Raw genomic sequence first — 18,089 nt, forward strand, 5'->3', positions numbered from 1 at the left:
GGCTCAACACTGTAGCGGGATGCTCGCCGTCGACGACGGCGCCGGCCTCAGTCGACCGGGCCCGCGCCGCCCTCGGGGCGGCCGGCCGCGGTGCGGGCGGCATCGCGCCCCTCTGCCCGCGGCTTCTCGCCCTCGGCGGTCGCCTCGACGACGACCGGCTCGTCCTCCTCGGTGGCCGGCCCCGCGTCGCGCAGCGAGATGCCGTCGTGGCGCATCTTCACGAGGCTGGCGATGACCGCGACGGCCATCGCGATCACGATGACGATGAGCGAGGTGATCGTGCCGATCTCGGGCACGGGCACGGGCTCGCCGCCGTTGATGAAGAACACCTCGTTCTCGTGCAGCGCGTGCAGCGTCAGCTTCACGCCGATGAAGGCGAGGATGAAGGCGATGCCGAACTTGAGGTACACGAGCTTGTCGACGAGGTGGCCGAGCAGGAAGTAGAGCTGCCGCAGGCCCATGAGGGCGAAGATGTTCGCGGTGAAGACGATGAACGGGCTCTGCGTGATGCCGAAGATCGCCGGGATCGAGTCGATCGCGAAGATGAGGTCGGTCGTGCCGATCGCGATGAACACGATGAGCAGCGGGGTCCAGATCTTGCGGCCGTCGACGACGGTGCGCATCTTCATGCCGTGGAACTCGTCGGTGATGGCGATGCGCCTGCGCAGGAACCCGATGAGCTTCGACTCGCGCTCCTCGTCGTCCTCACGACCGGAGAAGGCCTGCTGCGCCGCGGTGATGAGCAGGAAGATGCCGAAGATGTAGAAGATCCAGCTGAGGTTCTCGATGAGGGCGGCCCCCACGAGGATGAAGGCGCCGCGCAGCAGCAGCGCGAGGATGATGCCCACCATCAGCACCTCCTGCTGCATCTTCTTGGGCACCGCGAACTGGGCCATGATGATGACGAAGACGAACAGGTTGTCGATCGAGAGGCTGTACTCGGTCAGCCAGCCCGCGACGAACTCGCCGCCCGCATCCGGCCCGACGACCGTCGCCATGAGCCCCGCGAAGATCAGCGCGAGCGTCACGTAGAAGGCGACCCAGAGGCCCGACTCCTTCGGGCTCGGCACGTGCGGGCGCTTGACGACGAGCAGCAGGTCGGCGAGCAGGATGAGCGAGAGCACGACGAACGAGCCGATCTCGAACCAGACGGGGATGACGAAGTCCACGAGGGCCTTTCACGAGGGGGATGCGAGGAGGGGGCGGCGGAAGCGGCGGCGGTGCGGCCCTCGCGCGGAGTCGAGTGTAGACCCGTGGATGCCCGGCTCACGCCGCCGAGCAGCCGCATGCGGCGCGCGCTCAGCCCAGGAAGATGGCGGGGTCGAACTCGTCGATCGGGATGACGCGCAGGCGCGGCAGGGGCGAGTCGAAGACGTGCGCGTCGTGCTCGAGGTCGAGCAGCTCGACGCCCGGGATGCTGAGCGCGCCGCTGCGGAATTCGGAGAAGCCGACGACCCCGACCCGGCGCGCGCCGTCGACGAGTGCGGCGAGGTCCTCGGCGAAGTCGCCGTCGTTGCTGACGAGCATGACGTCGGCGTCGCGCTCGCGCAGCGCCTGCAGCGTGCGCTCGATGGCGATGTCGACGACCTTCTGGTCGCTCGAGCCCGAGAGCGGCACGACGACGTAGTGCAACGACTTCAGCGCTTGCACGAAGGTGAGCGGCATGCCCGAGGTGGCGTTGAGGAAGAACACGCCCTGCGCCGGCTGCTGCCAGCGCTCGGCGGCGAAGGCGGAGAGGCGGTCCCAGCGGGGGCGCTCCTCGGGCCGCGGGCGGCGGTCGAGGATGGACGTGCCGAGGGTCGCGTCGATGTTCTCGCCGTCGACCAGCACCCAGGTGGTGCGCTCGTGCCGCTCGTGCATGGTGCCTCCGTCGGTGCCGGGTGCCGTGTCAGGCATACGGACGGACGGCTCCCTGACGATAGCGCGGCGATTGAGACGGTCACTCCGTCGTGTCTCGATCCGGGATCCGTGGGTCTATAGCTGTGGCATGGTGAAGAGAGAGGGCGGTCGGCTATTTGGTGCCGTCCACGATGTCAATAGCCCCCTTAGGGGACTGATCAACCCGTGATCGCGCTGGTATTTTTTGAGAAGCATTCGCTATAGCAGACAAGGCTGATCAAGATGACGAACGAGTCCCCTACGGCACCGGCTGGCTGGTACCCCACCCCAAGTGGATCCCAGCGTTATTGGGATGGATCTAGTTGGTCAGAACTCCCGCCACCGCCGGCGGACGATGCGGCGGCCGTTCAGCGCAAGCACCCCAAGAAATCGGTGCTGATTGGGCTGAGCGCCCTCGGGGCGGTGGCACTGATCGCAGGCATCGTCGGCGTCTCGATGAATGTTGCCGCCGACGCTGAAGCCGGCGCTAAAGCAGAAGCGGCAGCGCTGGCTGAAGCCGAGGCGCAAGCGGAGGCTGACGCAGAAGCCGAGATCGCAGCGGATGAAGCTCGGGAGGCTGAACTCGCACAAGAGGCTGCGGACGAACGCGAACGAGAAAGTCGAAGCGCGACCATCCCGGAGATCGAGGCAGCCATCGTAGGTATGGCGAACGGGCACATGGCAGATGGCATCATCGATGGCCCCGTTCTCGACGCCGTCTGCAGCCCCACCGGGGGAGGCTCGACTGATGACTTGACCGAGCAAACAACAGTTTTCGACTGTTTCGTGTCCTCGGAAGACAACGGTGACGGCACATTCAGCGGTTATGGCTACAACGCGACCATGAACTGGTCGACCGGCAGCTACACATTTGGGCTCGGGGCACCGTAGGGCGAAGCAACGAGTAATTGCGCCATCGCACAACGCTCAGACAGGCCAACCATCCACAAAATGCAAAGAACCCCCGGTCAGACCGGGGGTTCTTCGTGTGGGTGACCCCAGCGGGATTCGAACCCGCGTTACCGCCGTGAGAGGGCAGCGTACTAGGCCGCTATACGATGGGGCCGCATTGCAACCTGACGAGTATGCCACAGGGTTCGGCCCCCGAGCAAAACGGGCGGGAGCCCTCGCGCACGGCGGGCGTGTCGCGCTCGCGGCGCGGTCAGGCGAGCACCCGCAGCGCCCCCGGCTCGACCGCGATGTCGAGCGGCAGCGGCGCGATGCGCTCCCCGTCGGCGTAGGCGACGACGCCCTCCGCCTCGATCCGCACCCGCGCCGCACGGCGCACGACGACGCGCGGGTCGCTCACGTGCGTGCCGGCGAAGACCCGCGGGTAGATGCGCAGGAAGGCGAGGCGCCCGAGCGGCCGCACGATGACGACGTCGAGCAGGCCGTCGTCGAGCTGCGCGTCGGGGGCGACGAGCATCCCGCCCCCGAAGGATCGGTTGTTGGCGACCGCGACGAGCACGGCGCGCTCTCGGTGCTCGACCCCGTCGAGCACGAGGCGGTAGGCGATCGGGCGCAGCCTGAGCAGCTCCACGAGCAGGGCGAGGGTGTAGCGGCTGCGGCCGCGCGGGCGGCGCATGCCGTTGGCGCGCTCGTTGACGAGCGCGTCGAAGCCGGCCGACAGGATGCAGGCGAAGCGCGAGCCGGGCATCCCCTCGCCGGTGATCGCGGCCGCGTCGATGTGGCGGGCCGGGCGATCGAGCGCCGCCAGCAGCGCCGCGATGGCCGCCTCGATGTCGCCGATCGGGATGCCCAGCCCGCGCGCCACGTCGTTGCCGGTGCCGCTCGGCACCACCCCGAGGGGCACCTCGCGGCCGGCGAGCGCGAGCACGCCGAGGTGCACCATGCCGTCGCCGCCGACGACGACGAGGGCATCGGCCCCCGCGGCGAGCGCCGAGCGGGTCGCGGCGAGGAGCGCCGCGAAGTCGGGCTCAGCGAGGGCGGTGACCTCATGCCCCGCGGCGCGGAGGGCGGCGACGACCTGCGGTCCGACGGCGCGGCCGCGCCCGGAGGAGGCCGTGGGGTTGAGTGCCGCGACGATGCGGCGGGCGGGGCTCACGACTCCCGAGTATGCGGGCAGACCGGTCGGCCGCGGCAGCGCGGCGCGCGGCTAGCGGCCCCGGTTGTTCTCGAGCTCGAAGACCGACAGCAGCTCGGCGACCGCGCGCTCGCGGGCGTCGCCGCCCTCGTCGAACATGTCGGTCACGTGCGTGCGCAGGTGGTTCTCGACGAGCAGCTTGTTGAGGCTGCGCAGGCTCTTCTGGATCGCGAGCGACTGCGTGATGATGTCGACGCAGTACTCGTCGTTCTCGATCATCTTCTCGATGCCGCGCATCTGGCCCTGCAGGATGCGCGAGCGGTGCAGCGCCCGCTTCTTGATGTCGTCGATCATCCGACCAATATACCCCTGGGGGGTATTTTCCGCCAGCGCCCTCCAGGGTGCGCTCCTACAGTGTGCCCATGATCATCACCAAGCGCGAGCACGCCTGCCTCATCGTCGAGAAGGAGGGCGCCGCCCTCGTCATCGATCCGGGCACCTTCACCGCCCCCTTCGAGGTGGATGCCCTCACCGCGATCGTCGTCACCCACGAGCACCCCGACCACGTGACGCCCGAGCACCTCGACCGCCTGCGCGCCGCCGCGCCGGGCATCCCCCTCTACGCGCCCGCCGGCGTCGCGGCCTCGCTGCCCGAGCAGCCGTGGACGGTCGTCGCCCCCGGCGAGACGGTGGAGGTCGGCCCGTTCTCCCTGCGCTTCACCGGCGGGCAGCACGCCGAGATCCACCGCAGCATCCCGATCATCGACAACGTCGGCGTGCTCGTCGACGAGCGGCTCTACTACCCCGGCGACTCGTTCGCGCTGCCCGGCGCCCCGGTCGAGGTGCTCGCCGCACCGTCAAGCGCGCCGTGGCTCAAGATCGGCGAGGTCATGGACTTCGTCGCCGCCGTCGGCGCCCGCCAGGCCTTCCCGACGCACGAGATGGTCAACTCCGAGGCCGGCAAGGCCATGGCCAACGGGCGCATCGAAGCCGTGCAGCAGCAGCACGGCGGCACCTTCGCGGCCCTGACGCCGGGCGATGCGCTCGACCTGGGCTGAGCGGATCGGCCCGTCAGCTCCGGCTGCACGACGGACTGGCCGCGCAGGACCGGCCCGCCGCAGCGGGCCGTTAACGAGCGAAGGCCCGCCGGAGCGGGCCTTGCGAAGAGCTGGGGTACCTGGACTCGAACCAAGAACAACTGAACCAGAATCAGCCGTGTTGCCAATTACACCATACCCCACCGGGTCGGCCTAGGGCCGATCCGAGCGGCCCACCCTGAGGCGAACCGAGTAGCAAGATTACCCTACCCGCGGCACGGGCACGAACCACCGGCGCCCGCCCGGCACGCGGCCGGGGTCGAGCGACGCCCGGTACGGTGGATCCCGTGCCGAGCCCCGCCCTCCCCCGCCGTCGCGCGGCGGTCATCGCGGGCGGCGTCGCGGTCGTGCTGCTCGTCGTGGCGGTGCTCGCGGCGCGGGCGTTCCGAGCCACCGAGGCGGGGGCATCCTTCATCGAGCAGTACCCGGGCGCCTACGCGACCCCCGAGGGCACGCCCGACGGCTTCCCCGCGTGGCTGCGGTGGACGCACTTCCTCTCCGCCTTCTTCCTGCTCTTCATCGTCAGCTCGGGGCTGCACCTGCGCCGCCGGCAGCGGCCGCCCGCGTTCGTCACACGGCGCCGCGAAGGGTTCCTGGCCGCGACGAACCCGACCCGGCTCGGCCTGCACTCCTGGTGGCACCTGGTCCTCGACACGCTCTGGGTACTGACGGGCCTGATCTACGTCGTGCTGCTCGTCGCCAGCGGCCACTGGGCGCGCATCGTGCCCACCGACCTCGCCGTGATCCCGAACGCGATCTCGGGCGCCATCCAGTACCTCTCGCTCTCGGTGCCGCGGGGCGACAGCTGGTTCCAGTACGGCAGCCTGCAGCAGCTCGCCTACTTCGCCACCGTCTTCGTCGCGTCGCCGCTCGCCCTCGTCACCGGCCTGCGCCTCTCCCCCGTCTGGCCCGATCGATGGATGCGCGCCCGCGGCCCGCTCTCCGACACCGCCGCGCGGCGCACGCACAGCCTGCTGCTCTGGTACTTCCTGGCATTCACGCTCGTCCACGTGAGCCTCGTCCTCCTCACCGGAGCGCGCAGCAACCTCAACGCCATGTACGTCGGAATCGACGACGCGAGCTCCTGGGTCGGCGTCGGCGTCTTCGCGCTCTCCACCGGCGTCATGGCGGCAGCGTGGGTGCTGCTGCGGCCGCCCGCGCAGATCGCGATCGCCGAGCGGGTCGCCGACGTGCGGGTCATGCCGGCGGCGCCGAAACGCGGCTGACGCACCGCGGCCGTCGCCCGCCGGGCGAGGCGGGGGCGGCCGGGCTCAGCGCGGCCGGGCTCAGGGCGGCCGGGCTCAGCGCGGCCGGGCGCGGCTGGACCGTGCGGGCGTGGCCGCGAGCTTCGCCGCGGCGGCCCGCAGGCCCTCGGCGCCCTCCGGCGTGAGCGCGTAGAGCTGACGCGGGGCGCCCGCGTGCTCCCCCGGGTCGTCGTGGGCCTCGAGCCAGCCCGCGTCGAGCAGGCGGGCGAGAGCGGGATAGACCGTGCCCGAGGGCAGGCCGGTCAACTCGATGATGCTCAGGCCCCAGAGCGGGGCATCCGCCGCCGCGATCGCCTGCAGCACGGCCACGGTCTGCCGCGTGACCCGCTGCACGGGCGGCTCTAGACGGTGGCGCGGAGGGCGCGCAGGCGGGCGAGGGTCGACTCGCGGCCGAGCAGCTCCATCGACTCGAACAGCGGCGGGCTCACCCGGCGGCCCGAGAGCGCGACGCGCAGCGGGCCGAAGGCGAGGCGCGGCTTGAGTCCGAGGCCGTCGACGATCGCGGCGCGCAGGGCGGCCTCGATGGGCTCGGGCGTGAAGTCGTCGAGCCCCTCGAGCGCAGCCAGCCCTGCGTCGAGCACCGCGGGGGCGTCGGCGCCGAGCGAGCCGCGGGCGTCGTCCTCCACGATGAGGGCCGCGTCGTCCACGAACAGGAAGCCGAGCATCCCGGGCACCTCGCCCAGCAGCCCGACGCGCTCCTGCACCAGCGGAGCGGCCGCCGACAGCAGGGCGCGCTGGCCCTCATCGGGGGCGCCGGCGAGCACGCCCGCCCCGATCAGGTACGGGATGCTCCGCTCGACGAACACGTCGACGGGCAGCAGCCGCACATGGTCGCCGTTGAGGGCCTCGGCCTTCTTCAGGTCGAACCGCGCCGGGTTGGGGTTCACGTCGGCGACGTCGAAGGCGGCCGTCATCTCGTCCATCGTGAAGACGTCGCGGTCGTGGCTGAGCGACCAGCCGAGCAGCGAGAGGTAGTTGAGCAGCCCCTCGGGCACGAAGCCGCGGTCGCGGTGGTGGAACAGGTTCGACTCGGGGTCGCGCTTGGAGAGCTTCTTGTTGTTCTCGCCCATGACGTAGGGCAGGTGGCCGAACTGCGGCACCGCCTGCGCGACGCCGATGTCGACGAGGGCCGCGTAGAGCGCGATCTGGCGCGGCGTCGACGAGAGCAGATCCTCGCCGCGCAGCACGTGCGTGATGCCCATGAGGGCGTCGTCGACGGGGTTGACGAAGGTGTACAGCGGCTGGCCGTTGGGTCGCACGAGCACGAAGTCGACCATGCTGCTCGCGGGGAAGGTGATCTCACCGCGCACGAGGTCGGTGAAGGTGATGTCGGCCTCGGGCACCCGCAGGCGCAGCGCCGGCGAACGGCCCTCGGCGCGGTAGGCGGCGCGCTGCTGCTCGGTGAGCTCGCGCTCGCTGTTGTCGTAGCCGCGCTTCGGGTCGAGACCGTTCGCGATGTTGCGCGCCTCGATCTCCTCGCCCGTGAGGTAGCTCTCGTAGAGGTGCCCGGCCTCGAGCAGCTGCGCGATGATGCCCTGATAGATCTCGCCGCGCTGCGACTGCCGGTACGGCGCGTGCGGGCCGCCGACCTCGACGCCCTCGTCCCAGTCGAGGCCGAGCCAGCGCAGCGCATCGAGCAGCTGGTGGTAGCTCTCCTCGCTGTCGCGGGCCGCATCCGTGTCCTCGATGCGGAAGATCAGCTTGCCGCCCGTGTGCCGCGCGTACGCCCAGTTGAACAGGGCCGTGCGGATGAGCCCGACGTGCGGGGTGCCGGTCGGCGAGGGGCAGAAGCGCACCCGCACGTCGGCGCCGGTGGCGGAGGAGAAGAGGGGCGCGGGGGCGGTGCTGGCGGCGTTCATCGCCCCCGATCCTACCGGCGGGCGGGTCGGCGCCCGGCGGTGCGGGTCAGCAGCAGCGCCACCACGACGACCGCGGTCAGCCCGAGCGCCGCGAACGAGAGACCGCTGTACCCGGCCATCGCGAGCACCACGCCGGCGAGCGCCCCGCCGACCGCGCCCGATCCGCTCATGAGCAGGTCGCTGCGGCCCTGCACGACCGTGCGCCGCGCGGGCGCGGTGGAGTCGGTGAGCAGAGCGGATCCGGCGACCGTCGAGGCGCTCCAGCCGAGCCCGAGCGCGATCAGGCCCGCGACGACCCACCCCTCGCTCTCGGCGCCGAGCCCCGTCATCAGCAGGCTCGCGACGAGCATCCCCTGACCCAGCAGGATGGTGCCCCACCGGCCGAGCCGGTCGCTCAGGATGCCGAAGACGGGCGAGAGCGCGTACATGCCCGCGATGTGCAGGCTGATCGTGAGACCGACGATCGTGAGCGTCGCGCCGTGGTCGGTGAGGTGCACGGGCGTCATCGCCATGACGCTCACCATCGTCGCGTGGCTGAGCGCGATGGCGATGAGGGCGAGACGGATGCCCGGCCGATCGTCGACCTCGACCGCCGCGGTCTGCCCGCCGCCGGCGTCGCGGGCGGCGGCGTCCCGCCGCTCCTGCTCGAGGGCGAGGCGCCGCGCGACCCGCAGCGGGTCGGGCCGGAGCGCCACGAGGTACAGCACCGCGGCCAGCGCCTGCGCGGCGATCGTGAACAGGAACGGCCCCGTCAGCGCGGGCATGCCGAGCACGGCGCCGAGCGACTCCCCCGGCCCGATGAGGTTCGGCCCGCTCACCGCGCCGACGGTGGTCGCCCAGACGACGAGCGAGAGATCGCGGCCGCGCGTCGCGGGGGCGGCGAGGTCGGCGGCGGCGAAGCGCGACTGCAGGTTCACGGCGGTGCCGACCCCGATGAGCAGGATGCCCACCAGCAGCAGGGGTGTCGACGCGAGCCCCCCGGCCACGATGCACAGCGCGGCCCCCGTCGCCGCGAGCGCGGCGCCGGTCGCGAGCGCCCTCGCCCGCCCGGCCCGCGCGGCGAGCCTCGCGAGCGGGATCGCCGCGAGCGCGGCGCCGAGCGTCGCCATCGTGGCGGCGAGGCCGCTGAGCGCGGGTGAGCCGCTCACCTCGGCGACGACGATGGCGCCGATCGAGAGCGTCGACCCCATGCCGAGACCGGCGAGCACCTGGCCGGCCATGAGCGTTCCGCGGGTGCGGCGCTGCAGCCGGGCGACCTCATCGGGCGCGAGATCCGGCACGAGGTCGGGCGCATCGGCGAGCGGATCGCCCGGGGCGCCCGGGCGTCGCGGGGTGCGCGCGGTGGTCATCCCCTCACCGTACGCCAGCCGAGAGGCGCGGAGCGAGGCCGATCAGCGCGCGTCAGTAGTCGCGGTCGTCGCGGTTCTTGGCGGGGTTCGAGAGGGTGCCGAGCCCCTCGATCGTGATGTCGACGGTCTGGCCGTCGACGAAGCTGCCGAGGCCGTCGGGGGTGCCGGTGAGGATGACGTCGCCGGGCAGCAGCGTCCACACGTCGGTGATGAACTCGATGAGCTCGGGGATGCCGTGCAGCAGGTCGCGGGTGTTGCCCTTGCGGCGCAGCTCGCCGTCGACGTGCGTCTCGATCTCGAGGGCGGTCGGGTCGATCTCGGTGTCGATGAAGGGGCCGAGCGGGCAGAAGGTGTCGTAGCCCTTCGCGCGCGCCCACTGGCCGTCGGCGAACATGACGTCGCGGGCCGAGACGTCGTTGGCGATCGTGACGCCGAAGACGACGTCGCGCCAGTCCTCCTTCTTCACGCGCTTCGCGACCTTGCCGATGACGAGCGCGAGCTCGCCCTCGTGCACGATGCGGCCCTCGACCGGCGGGATGATGATCGGATCGCCGGGGCCGACCACGGCGGTGTTCGGCTTGAGGAAGATGAGCGGGGTGGACGGGCCCTCGTGCCCCATCTCCTTGCGGTGGGCGGCGTAGTTCATGCCGACGCAGATCACCTTCGATCGCGGGATGACCGGCGCGAGGATCGTCGCCTGCGCGAGCGGCACGCGCTCGCCGGTGGTCTCGAAGCCGTGAAACATGGGGTCGCCCGCGAGCACAACCAGGTCGTCGTCATCGAGCACGCCGAAGCGCGGGTCTCCGTCGGTGCTGAATCGCGCGATCTTCACGGGTGGAGCCTACTCTCGAAACGGGGTCTTTCCATGCAGATGCATGGAACTGTGAGCGTTCGGTGCCGCGGGGCACCGGCCGGCGATCAGACCGGGGTCACCACGTAGGTGGCGGTGGTCTCGCCGTTCGTCGTCGCGATCGCGAGGTTCACGACGTACTCGGCGCCGGTGAAGGTGCCGAAGGCGCTCGTGGGATCGCTCGAGACGTTGCTCGCAGCGAAGCCAGCGCCCTCGAGCGCCGCGCGGGCACCCTCGAAGGCGGCCGCGTCGTCGATGCGCACCTGCGCCACCCAGCCGACGCCGTCCGGACCGCCGGCGCCCCCGACGATCTCGCCGCCCAGGAGGGGGATGGCCTGCGGGAACGAGGCCGGCAGCTCGCCATCGGTCGACAGCTCGGCGCCGCCGAGCACGTCCTCCGCGAGACCGCGGACGGACTCGTCGAGGCCCTCGGTCACCTGATCCACGCCCGAGCCGACGACGCCTTCGACGAGGTTGTCGAGCGGGGTGCCCGTGCACGCGGAGGTGCCGAGCACGAGGCCCGCGGCGAGGACGGCGGTCAGGGTGAGGCGCGAGCGCGAGGCGGGCATCCGGGTCTCCTTCTCGAAGGGGAGCGCGCGGCGCGGGGCAGAGCCCGCGCCGCGCGCCGGTGGATCAGGCGTTCTGCTTCTTCAGGCGCGAGGCGGCCCGAGCGCGCAGCGTCTGGTCAAGCTCGACCTTGCGGATGCGCACCTTCTCGGGGGTGACCTCGACGCACTCGTCCTCGCGGGCGAACTCGAGGCACTCCTCGAGCGTCAGCTGGCGGGGCGGGGTGAGACGCTCGAGCTCCTCGGCCGTGGAGGAGCGGATGTTGTTGAGCTTCTTCTCCTTGGTGATGTTGACGTCCATGTCGTCGGCGCGTGCGTTCTCGCCCACGACCATGCCCTCGTAGACCTCCTCGGTGGGGTTCACGAAGAACGACATGCGCTCCTGGAGGACCATCATCGCGTTGCTCGTGACGACGCCCGAGCGGTCGGCCACGATCGAGCCGTTGTTGCGCGAGGTGATCGACCCGGCCCAGGGCTCGTAGCCGTGGGCGATGGCGTTGGCGATGCCGGTGCCGCGCGTGGTGGTGAGGAACTCGGTGCGGAACCCGATGAGCCCGCGGCTCGGCACGAGGAACTCCATGCGCACCCAGCCGGTGCCGTGGTTCGACATGCCCTCCATGCGGCCGCGGCGGGCCGCGAGCAGCTGGGTGATCGCGCCGAGGTACTCCTCGGGCGCGTCGATCGTGAGCTGCTCGAAGGGCTCGTGCAGCTTGCCGTCGATGGTCTTGGTGACCACCTGGGGCTTGCCGACGGTCAGCTCGAAGCCCTCGCGGCGCATGTTCTCGACGAGGATGGCGAGCGCGAGCTCGCCGCGACCCTGCACCTCCCACGCGTCGGGGCGGCCGATGTCGACGACGCGCAGCGAGACGTTGCCGACGAGCTCGCGGTCGAGGCGGTCCTTCACCATGCGGGCGGTGAGCTTGTGGCCCTTGACCTTGCCGACGAGCGGCGAGGTGTTCGTGCCGATCGTCATCGAGATGGCGGGCTCGTCGACGGTGATCGCCGGCAGCGGCCGCACGTCGTCGGGGTCGGCGATCGTCTCGCCGATCGTGATGTCCTCGATGCCGGCCACGGCGACGATGTCGCCCGCGTAGCCCGACTCGGCCGGGTAGCGCTCGAGGGCGCGGGTCTTCAGCAGCTCGGTGATGCGCACGGTCGTGTGCGAGCCGTCGTGGCGCACCCAGGCGACCATCTGGCCCTTCTTGAGCGTGCCGTTGAAGATGCGCAGCAGGGCGATGCGGCCGAGGAAGGGGCTCGCGTCGAGGTTGGTGACGTGGGCCTGCAGAGGGTGCTCGTCGTCGAAGACGGGCGCGGGCACGTGCTCGAGGATCGCCTCGAACAGCGGCTCGAGGTCGTCGTTGTCGGGCAGCTCGCCGTCGGCGGGACGGTTGCGGCTCGCGGCGCCGGCGCGTCCGGAGGCGTAGATGACCGGAAGGTCGAGGATGGCGTCGACGTCGAGGTCGGGCACCTCGTCCTGCAGGTCGCTCGCGAGACCGAGCAGCAGGTCGTGGGTCTCCTCCTCGACGGCCTCGATGCGGGCATCGGGGCGGTCGGTCTTGTTGACGAGCAGGATGACCGGCAGCTTGGCCGCGAGCGCCTTGCGCAGCACGAAGCGGGTCTGCGGCAGCGGGCCCTCGCTCGCGTCGACGAGCAGCACGACGCCGTCGACCATGCTGAGGCCGCGCTCGACCTCGCCGCCGAAGTCGGCGTGACCGGGGGTGTCGATCACGTTGATCGTGATCTCCATGCCGTCGGCGTGCTTGCCCCTGTAGGTGACCGCCGTGTTCTTGGCGAGGATCGTGATGCCCTTCTCGCGCTCGAGGTCGTTCGAGTCCATCGCCCGGTCCTCGAGGTGGGCGTGGGCGGCGAAGGAGTCGGTCTGGCGCAGCATGGCGTCGACCAGGGTCGTCTTGCCGTGGTCGACGTGGGCGACGATCGCCACATTGCGCAGGTCGGAGCGGGTGGCGAGCGCCATACGAGAAGCCTTACGAATCAGGGGGTGGACGGCCCGGAGCGCGCGGAACGGCGGGGGCCGGTGGATCAGTCTACCCGCTGACCACCGCCGCCCGCCCGGTTCCGCGTCGGATCAGGCGTCGGCGGTCTCCGCGAGCACCTGGCGGCGCAGCTCGCGGCGGTCGCGCTGCAGCGCCGGGTCGGGCACCGGCACCGCCGCGATGAGGCGCTGCGTGTACGGCTCCTGCGGCGAGCGGAGGATCTGGTCGCGCTCCCCCAGCTCGACGATGCGGCCGTGGTGCATGACCGCGATGCGGTCGGCCATGATGTCGACGACCGCGAGGTCGTGGCTGATGAAGAGGCAGGCGAACTTGTAGTGCTCCTGCAGCTCCTTCAGCAGATCCAGCACGATGGCCTGCACCGAGACGTCGAGCGCCGAGGTGGGCTCATCGGCCACGAGCAGCTCGGGGCCGAGCGAGAGCGCGCGGGCGATGCCGACGCGCTGCTTCTGACCGCCCGAGAGCTCGTAGGGGTAGCGGTTGCGGTAGTTGCGCGGCAGCCGCACCGAGTCGAGCAGCTCCTCGACCTTGCGGTCGAGCTCGGCACCCTTGGCGACGCCCGCCAGCAGCATCGGCTCGCCGATGCTCTCGCCGATCGGCATGCGGGGGTTGAGCGAGGACGACGGGTCCTGGAAGACGATGCCGACCTTGCGGAAGGCCTCGCGGCGCTGGCCGCGGTCGGCGTTCGACAGCGCGATGCCGCCGACGGTGAGCTCGCCCTCGGCGATGGGCTGCAGGCCGATGGCGGCGCGGCCGATCGTCGACTTGCCCGAGCCGGACTCGCCGACGAGCCCGAGCACCTCGCCCTTGACGATCTGGAAGCTGACGTCGTCGACGGCGCGGAACGCCGCGACGCGACCGCGCTTGCCGTACTCGATGGCGACGTTCTCGAGCGTCAGCACCGCCTCGGTCGAGCGCTCGCCGGCACGGGCCGCGTGCGACACGGTGACCCCGACGGATCCGGTGGCGGGCGCGGCGGCCGGCGCCCCGCCCTGCTCGTCGTGGACGACGTCGGCCAGCGCGGCGGTCAGGTCGATGGCCTCGTCGGCGCCGCCGCCCTCGCCGAGGCGGGGCACGGCCGCGAGGAGCGCCTGCGTGTAGGGGTGCTGCGGCGCCGCGAAGACGTCGGCGACGGTGCCCGACTCGACGATGTCGCCCTCCTTCATCACGACGATGCGGTCGGCGAGGTCGGCGACGACGCCCATGTCGTGGGTGATGAGGAGAACGGCCGAGCCGAGGCGGTCCTTCAGATCGCGCATGAGCTCGAGGATCTCGGCCTGCACGGTGACGTCGAGCGCCGTCGTCGGCTCGTCGGCGATGAGCAGCTTGGGGTCGCACGAGATCGACTGCGCGATCATCGCGCGCTGGCGCTGGCCGCCCGAGAGCTGGTGGGGGTAGGAGTTGAACGCCTTCTCGGGGTCGGGCATCTCGACCATCGCGAGCAGCTCGAGCGCGCGCTCCTTGGCCTTGGAGGGGATGATGCCGAAGTGCAGGCGCAGCGTCTCGACGATCTGGAACCCGACCGTGTAGACGGGGTTGAGCGCCGTCATCGGCTCCTGGAAGATGACCGCGATGTCCTTGCCGCGCACCTTGCGCATCGCGGCGTCGGGGAGGCCCCGCAGCTCGCGACCGCCGAGCTTGACGCTGCCCGTGATGCGGGCGTTGTCGGGCAGCAGGTCGAGGATGGCCATGGAGCTCGCGCTCTTGCCGGAGCCGGACTCGCCGACGATGGCGAGCACCTCGCCCGCGGCGACGCTGTAGGTGAGGTTCTTGGCCGCGGGCACCCAGGCGCGGTCGACGCCGAAGTCGACGCTGAGGTCGCGCACCTCGAGCACGGTGCCGGTGGTCTTGATGGTCTCGGTGACGGTCATGATGCGGTCTCCTGCGAGTGGGGGAGGAACGGCGAGCGCGAGGATTGGTGCGCCGGTTCCGCGGGTGTCAGCATGGGGGGATGAGTGCACGCGGCAGCGGCGAGCCGGTCATCGTCTGGTCGAGGTTCAATCGGGGCGTCGCCATCGCGGCCTGGGTCTTCAGCGCGGTGATCGCCGTGTCGCTGCTCTTCACGCCCGATGCCCGCTACCTCGCGGCGCTCGCCGTGCCCGTGGCGCTGAGCCTGCTGGCCTGGGCGATCTACTGGCGTCCGCGCGTCGTCGTCGACGGCGGGGCGGTCGAGCTCGTCAACGCCACCCGCACGGTGCGCATCCCGTGGGAGGCCGTCACCGGCGTCACGACGCGCTTCGCGCTGACGATCCTCACCGAGCGCGGCCGGTACCCGGCCACGGGCGCCCCCGCACCGGGCGCCTACGGCACCTACGCCGCGAACCGCGAGCTCTCGCGCGACGTGCGCGACCGCGCCGCGGGCCCCGACTCGTACCGGCAGTCCGGCGAGCTCGAGGGCACCGACTCCGGCGAGGCCTCGGCCGTCGTGCTGCAGCACTGGGACGTCTGGTCGCGGGCCGGTGGTCGACGCGGCGCCGCGGCCGTCGAGGTGCGCTGGCACCTGACGGCGATCGGCGCGACGACCGCGGCGACCGCGCTCGCGGTGGTCTCGCTCATCACGCTCCCGTGAGGCGATCACCTCAGCGGACCTTCTTGGGGTTGAACCGGCGCTGACGCGGGTCGAAGGCGTCGCGCAGGCCGTCGCCCACGAAGTTGACGCAGAGCGCCAGCAGGATGATGAACAGGCCCGGCCACCAGAACAGCCACGGGCGCTGCGTGAACGCCGACTGGTTCTCGCTGATGAGCCCGCCGAGCGAGACGTCGGGGCGCTGGATGCCGTAGCCGAGGAAGGCGAGGCCCGTCTCGAGCAGGATCGACGCGGCCATGAGCAGCGTCGCCGCCACGATGACGACGCCGATCGCGTTCGGCAGGATGTGCTTGAAGATGATGCGCAGGTCGCTCGCCCCGGCGACGCGGGCGGCGTCGACGAACTCGCGCTCGCGCAGCGACAGGAACTCGGCGCGTACGAGACGGGCGATGCCCGTCCAGATGAAGAGGCCGAGGATCGCTCCGAGCAGGGCCGGCCCGAGCCCGCCGGCGAGACGCCCGACGAGGGCGCCGATCACGATCACCGGGATGATGATGATGAGATCGGTGAAGCGCATGAGCACGGCATCCACCCAGCGGCGGTAGTAGCCGGCGACGGCGCCGATGACGGTTCCGATGATCGTCGCGATGCCGCCGATGAGGAACATGATGAGGATCGAGTTCTGGATGCCCCGCATGACCTGCGCGAAGTAGTCGCGGCCGATGCGGTCCTGACCGAAGGGATGCTCGCCCAGGCTGATGCCGTCACCGCCGGCCCACTCGGGCACGACCGACAGGGTCGGCGCACCGCCGGGCAGGAACTGGTCGTTGAGCTGCACCCAGTTGTACTTCCACCATCCGGGGATGGGGCCGAGGCCGATGGCGCTCACCGAGAACGCCCCGACCAGGACGAAGATGACGAGGGCGGCCATCGCGACCTTGTTGCGCACGAAGCGCCGGAAGATGAGGCGGCCCTGGCTGAGGCCCTCCTCGCTGCGGTCGCGGGGCAGGGGGGCGGGCGCGGTCGCGCCCGGATCGATCACGGAGGTCATCAGCGCACCCGCACTCTCGGGTCGAGGGCCGCGTAGGCCAGGTCGGCGAAGAAGTTGAACGCGATCGCGACCACCGCGATCACGACGAAGTAGCCCATCACGGGGTTCGGGTCGGTGCGCCCGAGCGAGGTGAAGAACAGGGCCCCCATGCCGGAGATCGCGAAGATCTGCTCCGTGATGATCGCGCCGCCGAGGATGGCGCCGATGTCGGCAGCCACGATCGTCGTGATCGGGATGAGCGAGTTGCGGAACGCGTGCCGCACGACGACGACGCGCTTCGACAGGCCCTTCGCCCGCGCGGTGCGGATGTAGTCCTGGTTGAGCGTGTCGAGCATGCCGGCGCGGGCGTACCGCGTGTAGCCGGCGAAGGAGATGAGCAGCAGCGTGAGCGTCGGCAGCGCGAGGTGGGTGAAGCTGTCGAGGCCGAGCACCCAGAAGTCGCCCGCGAGGCCCGGGGTCTCCGACCCCACCGTCGCGATGGGTCGGCCTCCGATGCGAGGGCTCGAGGCGTACGTCTGCCAGGACTGCATGAAGCGGTCGAGGATGACGAGGGCGTAGAGGCTCAGCGCGGTGATCGCGCCGACCCGCATGGAGACGCCGCGGTCGAAGCCGCCGGCGAGCCAGCCGCTCGCGAGGCCGACCGCGACGAGCACGACGCCGATGATGATGATCGTGCCGAGCGTCGAGATGTCGAGCAGGCCCTGGAGCGTGAAGTAGACCACGACGCCGATCAGCGCGTTGACGCCCGCGACGATGAGGGCGCGCCGGTTCTCGAGGCCGGCCAGGAGCGCGGTGATGCCGACGGCGAGACCGACGGCCGCGAGCACGATGACGACGGGGCCGAGGCTCGGATTCGTGAACCAGTCGATGCCCTGCATGACGGCGAGCACGAGCGCGGTGACGAGACCGGAGCCGACGAAGACGACGAGGCGGCGGCGGAGGTCTCCCCCGACGAGCACCTGCCAGATCGCTCCCGCGATGATGCCGATGAGGACGATCGCCCACACGGGGATCTCGGGGTTCTGCAGGAAGTCGTTGAAGCCGATGGCCACGAAGACCTTCAGCAGCACGGCCACCCAGAACGACGGCAGCGAGTACAGCAGGAAGGAGAGGAAGGTGACCGAGTAGTCGAAGCCGGTGTCCTTGCGCAGCGCGGAGACAATGCCGACCGTGACGCCGAGGAGGATCGCGAGGATCGTCGCGGCGGTGACGAGCTGGAGCGTCGAGGCCATGGCCCGCGGCAGCAGGGTGGCGACCTGCGCGTTGGCGAGGTTGACGCCGAGGTCGCAGAGGTTGGCGAAGGGGACGAGGCATCCGGCAGCGCCGCCGAGCCAGTCGAGCCATCGCACGGGGATGGGGAGATCGAGGTTGAGCGCGTCGATGCGCTGCGCGATCAGAGTGTCGCGGTTGGGATTGCGGCTCTCGTAGAACTCCTGGAGCGGATCGCCGGAGAGCGCCGTGAGCGTGTACATGATCAGGGAGGCCCCGATCAGGATGAGGATCGAGACGCCGACGCGTCTCATGATGTAGGCGAACATGGTCTACCTCGCGGTCGGAGCCGACGCATCGGGCCCTCGTGGGGCGCGTCGGC

General features: G+C 71.0%; 17 protein-coding genes and 2 tRNA genes. 4 read left to right on the forward strand and 15 right to left on the reverse strand.

Annotated features, from left to right (window positions below):
- Positions 1-47 precede the first annotated feature (47 nt).
- Complete coding sequence (locus HGB54_RS09380; RefSeq protein ID WP_168916187.1) at positions 48-1,169, reverse strand: TerC family protein; 1,122 nt, start codon at positions 1,167-1,169, stop codon at positions 48-50.
- Between the two features lie 130 nt (positions 1,170-1,299).
- On the reverse strand, positions 1,300-1,896 hold the full coding sequence (locus HGB54_RS09385) for an NYN domain-containing protein (protein WP_228545778.1): 597 nt from the start codon (positions 1,894-1,896) through the stop codon (positions 1,300-1,302).
- 225 nt (positions 1,897-2,121) lie between these two features.
- On the opposite strand from HGB54_RS09385, the gene HGB54_RS09390 reads away from it, so the two are divergent.
- Positions 2,122-2,769, forward strand: a complete 648-nt coding sequence (locus HGB54_RS09390; RefSeq protein WP_168916188.1) for a DUF2510 domain-containing protein — start codon at positions 2,122-2,124, stop codon at positions 2,767-2,769.
- 102 nt (positions 2,770-2,871) lie between these two features.
- Here the strand turns inward: HGB54_RS09390 and HGB54_RS09395 are convergent.
- From HGB54_RS09395 to HGB54_RS09405, 3 genes are all read right to left on the reverse strand, one after another.
- A tRNA-Glu gene (locus tag HGB54_RS09395) sits at positions 2,872-2,944 on the reverse strand.
- Positions 2,945-3,040: 96 nt separating this feature from the next.
- Positions 3,041-3,943, reverse strand: coding sequence for a diacylglycerol/lipid kinase family protein (locus HGB54_RS09400; protein WP_228545779.1), 903 nt, complete (start codon positions 3,941-3,943; stop codon positions 3,041-3,043).
- A gap of 51 nt (positions 3,944-3,994) precedes the next feature.
- Positions 3,995-4,276, reverse strand: coding sequence for a metal-sensitive transcriptional regulator (locus HGB54_RS09405; protein WP_168916189.1), 282 nt, complete (start codon positions 4,274-4,276; stop codon positions 3,995-3,997).
- Between the two features lie 68 nt (positions 4,277-4,344).
- Here HGB54_RS09405 and HGB54_RS09410 point away from each other — a divergent pair, with 68 nt between their 5' ends.
- Positions 4,345-4,980, forward strand: coding sequence for an MBL fold metallo-hydrolase (locus HGB54_RS09410; protein ID WP_168916190.1), 636 nt, complete (start codon positions 4,345-4,347; stop codon positions 4,978-4,980).
- A 110-nt stretch (positions 4,981-5,090) separates the two neighbouring features.
- Here HGB54_RS09410 and HGB54_RS09415 read toward each other — a convergent pair.
- A tRNA-Gln gene (locus HGB54_RS09415) sits at positions 5,091-5,162 on the reverse strand.
- A 144-nt stretch (positions 5,163-5,306) separates the two neighbouring features.
- Between HGB54_RS09415 and HGB54_RS09420 the strand changes: the two genes are divergently transcribed.
- The gene (locus tag HGB54_RS09420) at positions 5,307-6,245 is read left to right on the forward strand and encodes a cytochrome b/b6 domain-containing protein (RefSeq protein WP_168916191.1); all 939 of its coding nucleotides are present in this window, start codon (positions 5,307-5,309) and stop codon (positions 6,243-6,245) included.
- Between the two features lie 75 nt (positions 6,246-6,320).
- Here the strand turns inward: HGB54_RS09420 and HGB54_RS09425 are convergent, their stop codons facing one another.
- The 7 genes from HGB54_RS09425 to HGB54_RS09455 all read right to left on the reverse strand — a co-directional run bounded on the left by HGB54_RS09425 (position 6,321) and on the right by HGB54_RS09455 (position 14,791).
- Positions 6,321-6,617, reverse strand: coding sequence for a PadR family transcriptional regulator (locus tag HGB54_RS09425; protein WP_228545780.1), 297 nt, complete (start codon positions 6,615-6,617; stop codon positions 6,321-6,323).
- An 8-nt stretch (positions 6,618-6,625) separates the two neighbouring features.
- The gene (gene gltX / locus HGB54_RS09430; protein WP_168916192.1) at positions 6,626-8,143 is read right to left on the reverse strand and encodes a glutamate--tRNA ligase; all 1,518 of its coding nucleotides are present in this window, start codon (positions 8,141-8,143) and stop codon (positions 6,626-6,628) included.
- Between the two features lie 11 nt (positions 8,144-8,154).
- The gene (locus HGB54_RS09435) at positions 8,155-9,492 is read right to left on the reverse strand and encodes an MFS transporter (protein ID WP_168916193.1); all 1,338 of its coding nucleotides are present in this window, start codon (positions 9,490-9,492) and stop codon (positions 8,155-8,157) included.
- Positions 9,493-9,544: 52 nt separating this feature from the next.
- Positions 9,545-10,324, reverse strand: a complete 780-nt coding sequence (locus tag HGB54_RS09440) for a fumarylacetoacetate hydrolase family protein (RefSeq protein ID WP_168916194.1) — start codon at positions 10,322-10,324, stop codon at positions 9,545-9,547.
- An 86-nt stretch (positions 10,325-10,410) separates the two neighbouring features.
- Positions 10,411-10,911: a hypothetical protein gene (locus HGB54_RS09445; protein WP_168916195.1), complete on the reverse strand. Its 501-nt coding sequence runs from the start codon at positions 10,909-10,911 to the stop codon at positions 10,411-10,413.
- A gap of 64 nt (positions 10,912-10,975) precedes the next feature.
- Entirely contained in the window at positions 10,976-12,883 is a 1,908-nt protein-coding gene (gene typA, locus HGB54_RS09450; RefSeq protein WP_168916196.1) for a translational GTPase TypA, read from the reverse strand.
- A 111-nt stretch (positions 12,884-12,994) separates the two neighbouring features.
- Positions 12,995-14,791: an ABC transporter ATP-binding protein gene (locus HGB54_RS09455; protein WP_168916197.1), complete on the reverse strand. Its 1,797-nt coding sequence runs from the start codon at positions 14,789-14,791 to the stop codon at positions 12,995-12,997.
- Positions 14,792-14,871: 80 nt separating this feature from the next.
- Here HGB54_RS09455 and HGB54_RS09460 point away from each other — a divergent pair, with 80 nt between their 5' ends.
- Positions 14,872-15,489, forward strand: coding sequence for a PH domain-containing protein (locus HGB54_RS09460; RefSeq protein WP_168916198.1), 618 nt, complete (start codon positions 14,872-14,874; stop codon positions 15,487-15,489).
- Positions 15,490-15,499: 10 nt separating this feature from the next.
- Here HGB54_RS09460 and HGB54_RS09465 read toward each other — a convergent pair whose 3' ends face one another.
- A complete protein-coding gene (locus HGB54_RS09465) occupies positions 15,500-16,498 on the reverse strand; it encodes an ABC transporter permease (RefSeq protein ID WP_168916199.1) in 999 nt (332 codons plus the stop codon).
- Entirely contained in the window at positions 16,498-18,036 is a 1,539-nt protein-coding gene (locus HGB54_RS09470) for an ABC transporter permease (RefSeq protein WP_168916200.1), read from the reverse strand. The genes HGB54_RS09465 and HGB54_RS09470 overlap by 1 nt, the downstream gene beginning before the upstream one ends.
- Positions 18,037-18,089: the final 53 nt, after the last annotated feature.

Source organism: Microcella flavibacter (assembly GCF_012530535.1).
Lineage (GTDB): Bacteria > Actinomycetota > Actinomycetes > Actinomycetales > Microbacteriaceae > Microcella > Microcella flavibacter.

Excerpts from the sequence above, each read along its gene's own strand:
- HGB54_RS09390 (WP_168916188.1), top strand. The coding sequence starts at position 2,122 with ATGACGAACGAGTCCCCTACGGCACCGGCTGGCTGGTACCCCACCCCA.
- HGB54_RS09385 (WP_228545778.1), bottom strand. The coding sequence starts at position 1,896 with ATGCCTGACACGGCACCCGGCACCGACGGAGGCACCATGCACGAGCGG.
- HGB54_RS09470 (WP_168916200.1), bottom strand. The coding sequence starts at position 18,036 with ATGTTCGCCTACATCATGAGACGCGTCGGCGTCTCGATCCTCATCCTG.
- typA (WP_168916196.1), bottom strand. The coding sequence starts at position 12,883 with ATGGCGCTCGCCACCCGCTCCGACCTGCGCAATGTGGCGATCGTCGCC.
- HGB54_RS09455 (WP_168916197.1), bottom strand. The coding sequence starts at position 14,791 with ATGACCGTCACCGAGACCATCAAGACCACCGGCACCGTGCTCGAGGTG.
- HGB54_RS09405 (WP_168916189.1), bottom strand. The coding sequence starts at position 4,276 with ATGATCGACGACATCAAGAAGCGGGCGCTGCACCGCTCGCGCATCCTG.
- HGB54_RS09435 (WP_168916193.1), bottom strand. The coding sequence starts at position 9,492 with ATGACCACCGCGCGCACCCCGCGACGCCCGGGCGCCCCGGGCGATCCG.
- HGB54_RS09465 (WP_168916199.1), bottom strand. The coding sequence starts at position 16,498 with ATGACCTCCGTGATCGATCCGGGCGCGACCGCGCCCGCCCCCCTGCCC.
- HGB54_RS09460 (WP_168916198.1), top strand. The coding sequence starts at position 14,872 with ATGAGTGCACGCGGCAGCGGCGAGCCGGTCATCGTCTGGTCGAGGTTC.
- gltX (WP_168916192.1), bottom strand. The coding sequence starts at position 8,143 with ATGAACGCCGCCAGCACCGCCCCCGCGCCCCTCTTCTCCTCCGCCACC.
- HGB54_RS09410 (WP_168916190.1), top strand. The coding sequence starts at position 4,345 with ATGATCATCACCAAGCGCGAGCACGCCTGCCTCATCGTCGAGAAGGAG.
- HGB54_RS09445 (WP_168916195.1), bottom strand. The coding sequence starts at position 10,911 with ATGCCCGCCTCGCGCTCGCGCCTCACCCTGACCGCCGTCCTCGCCGCG.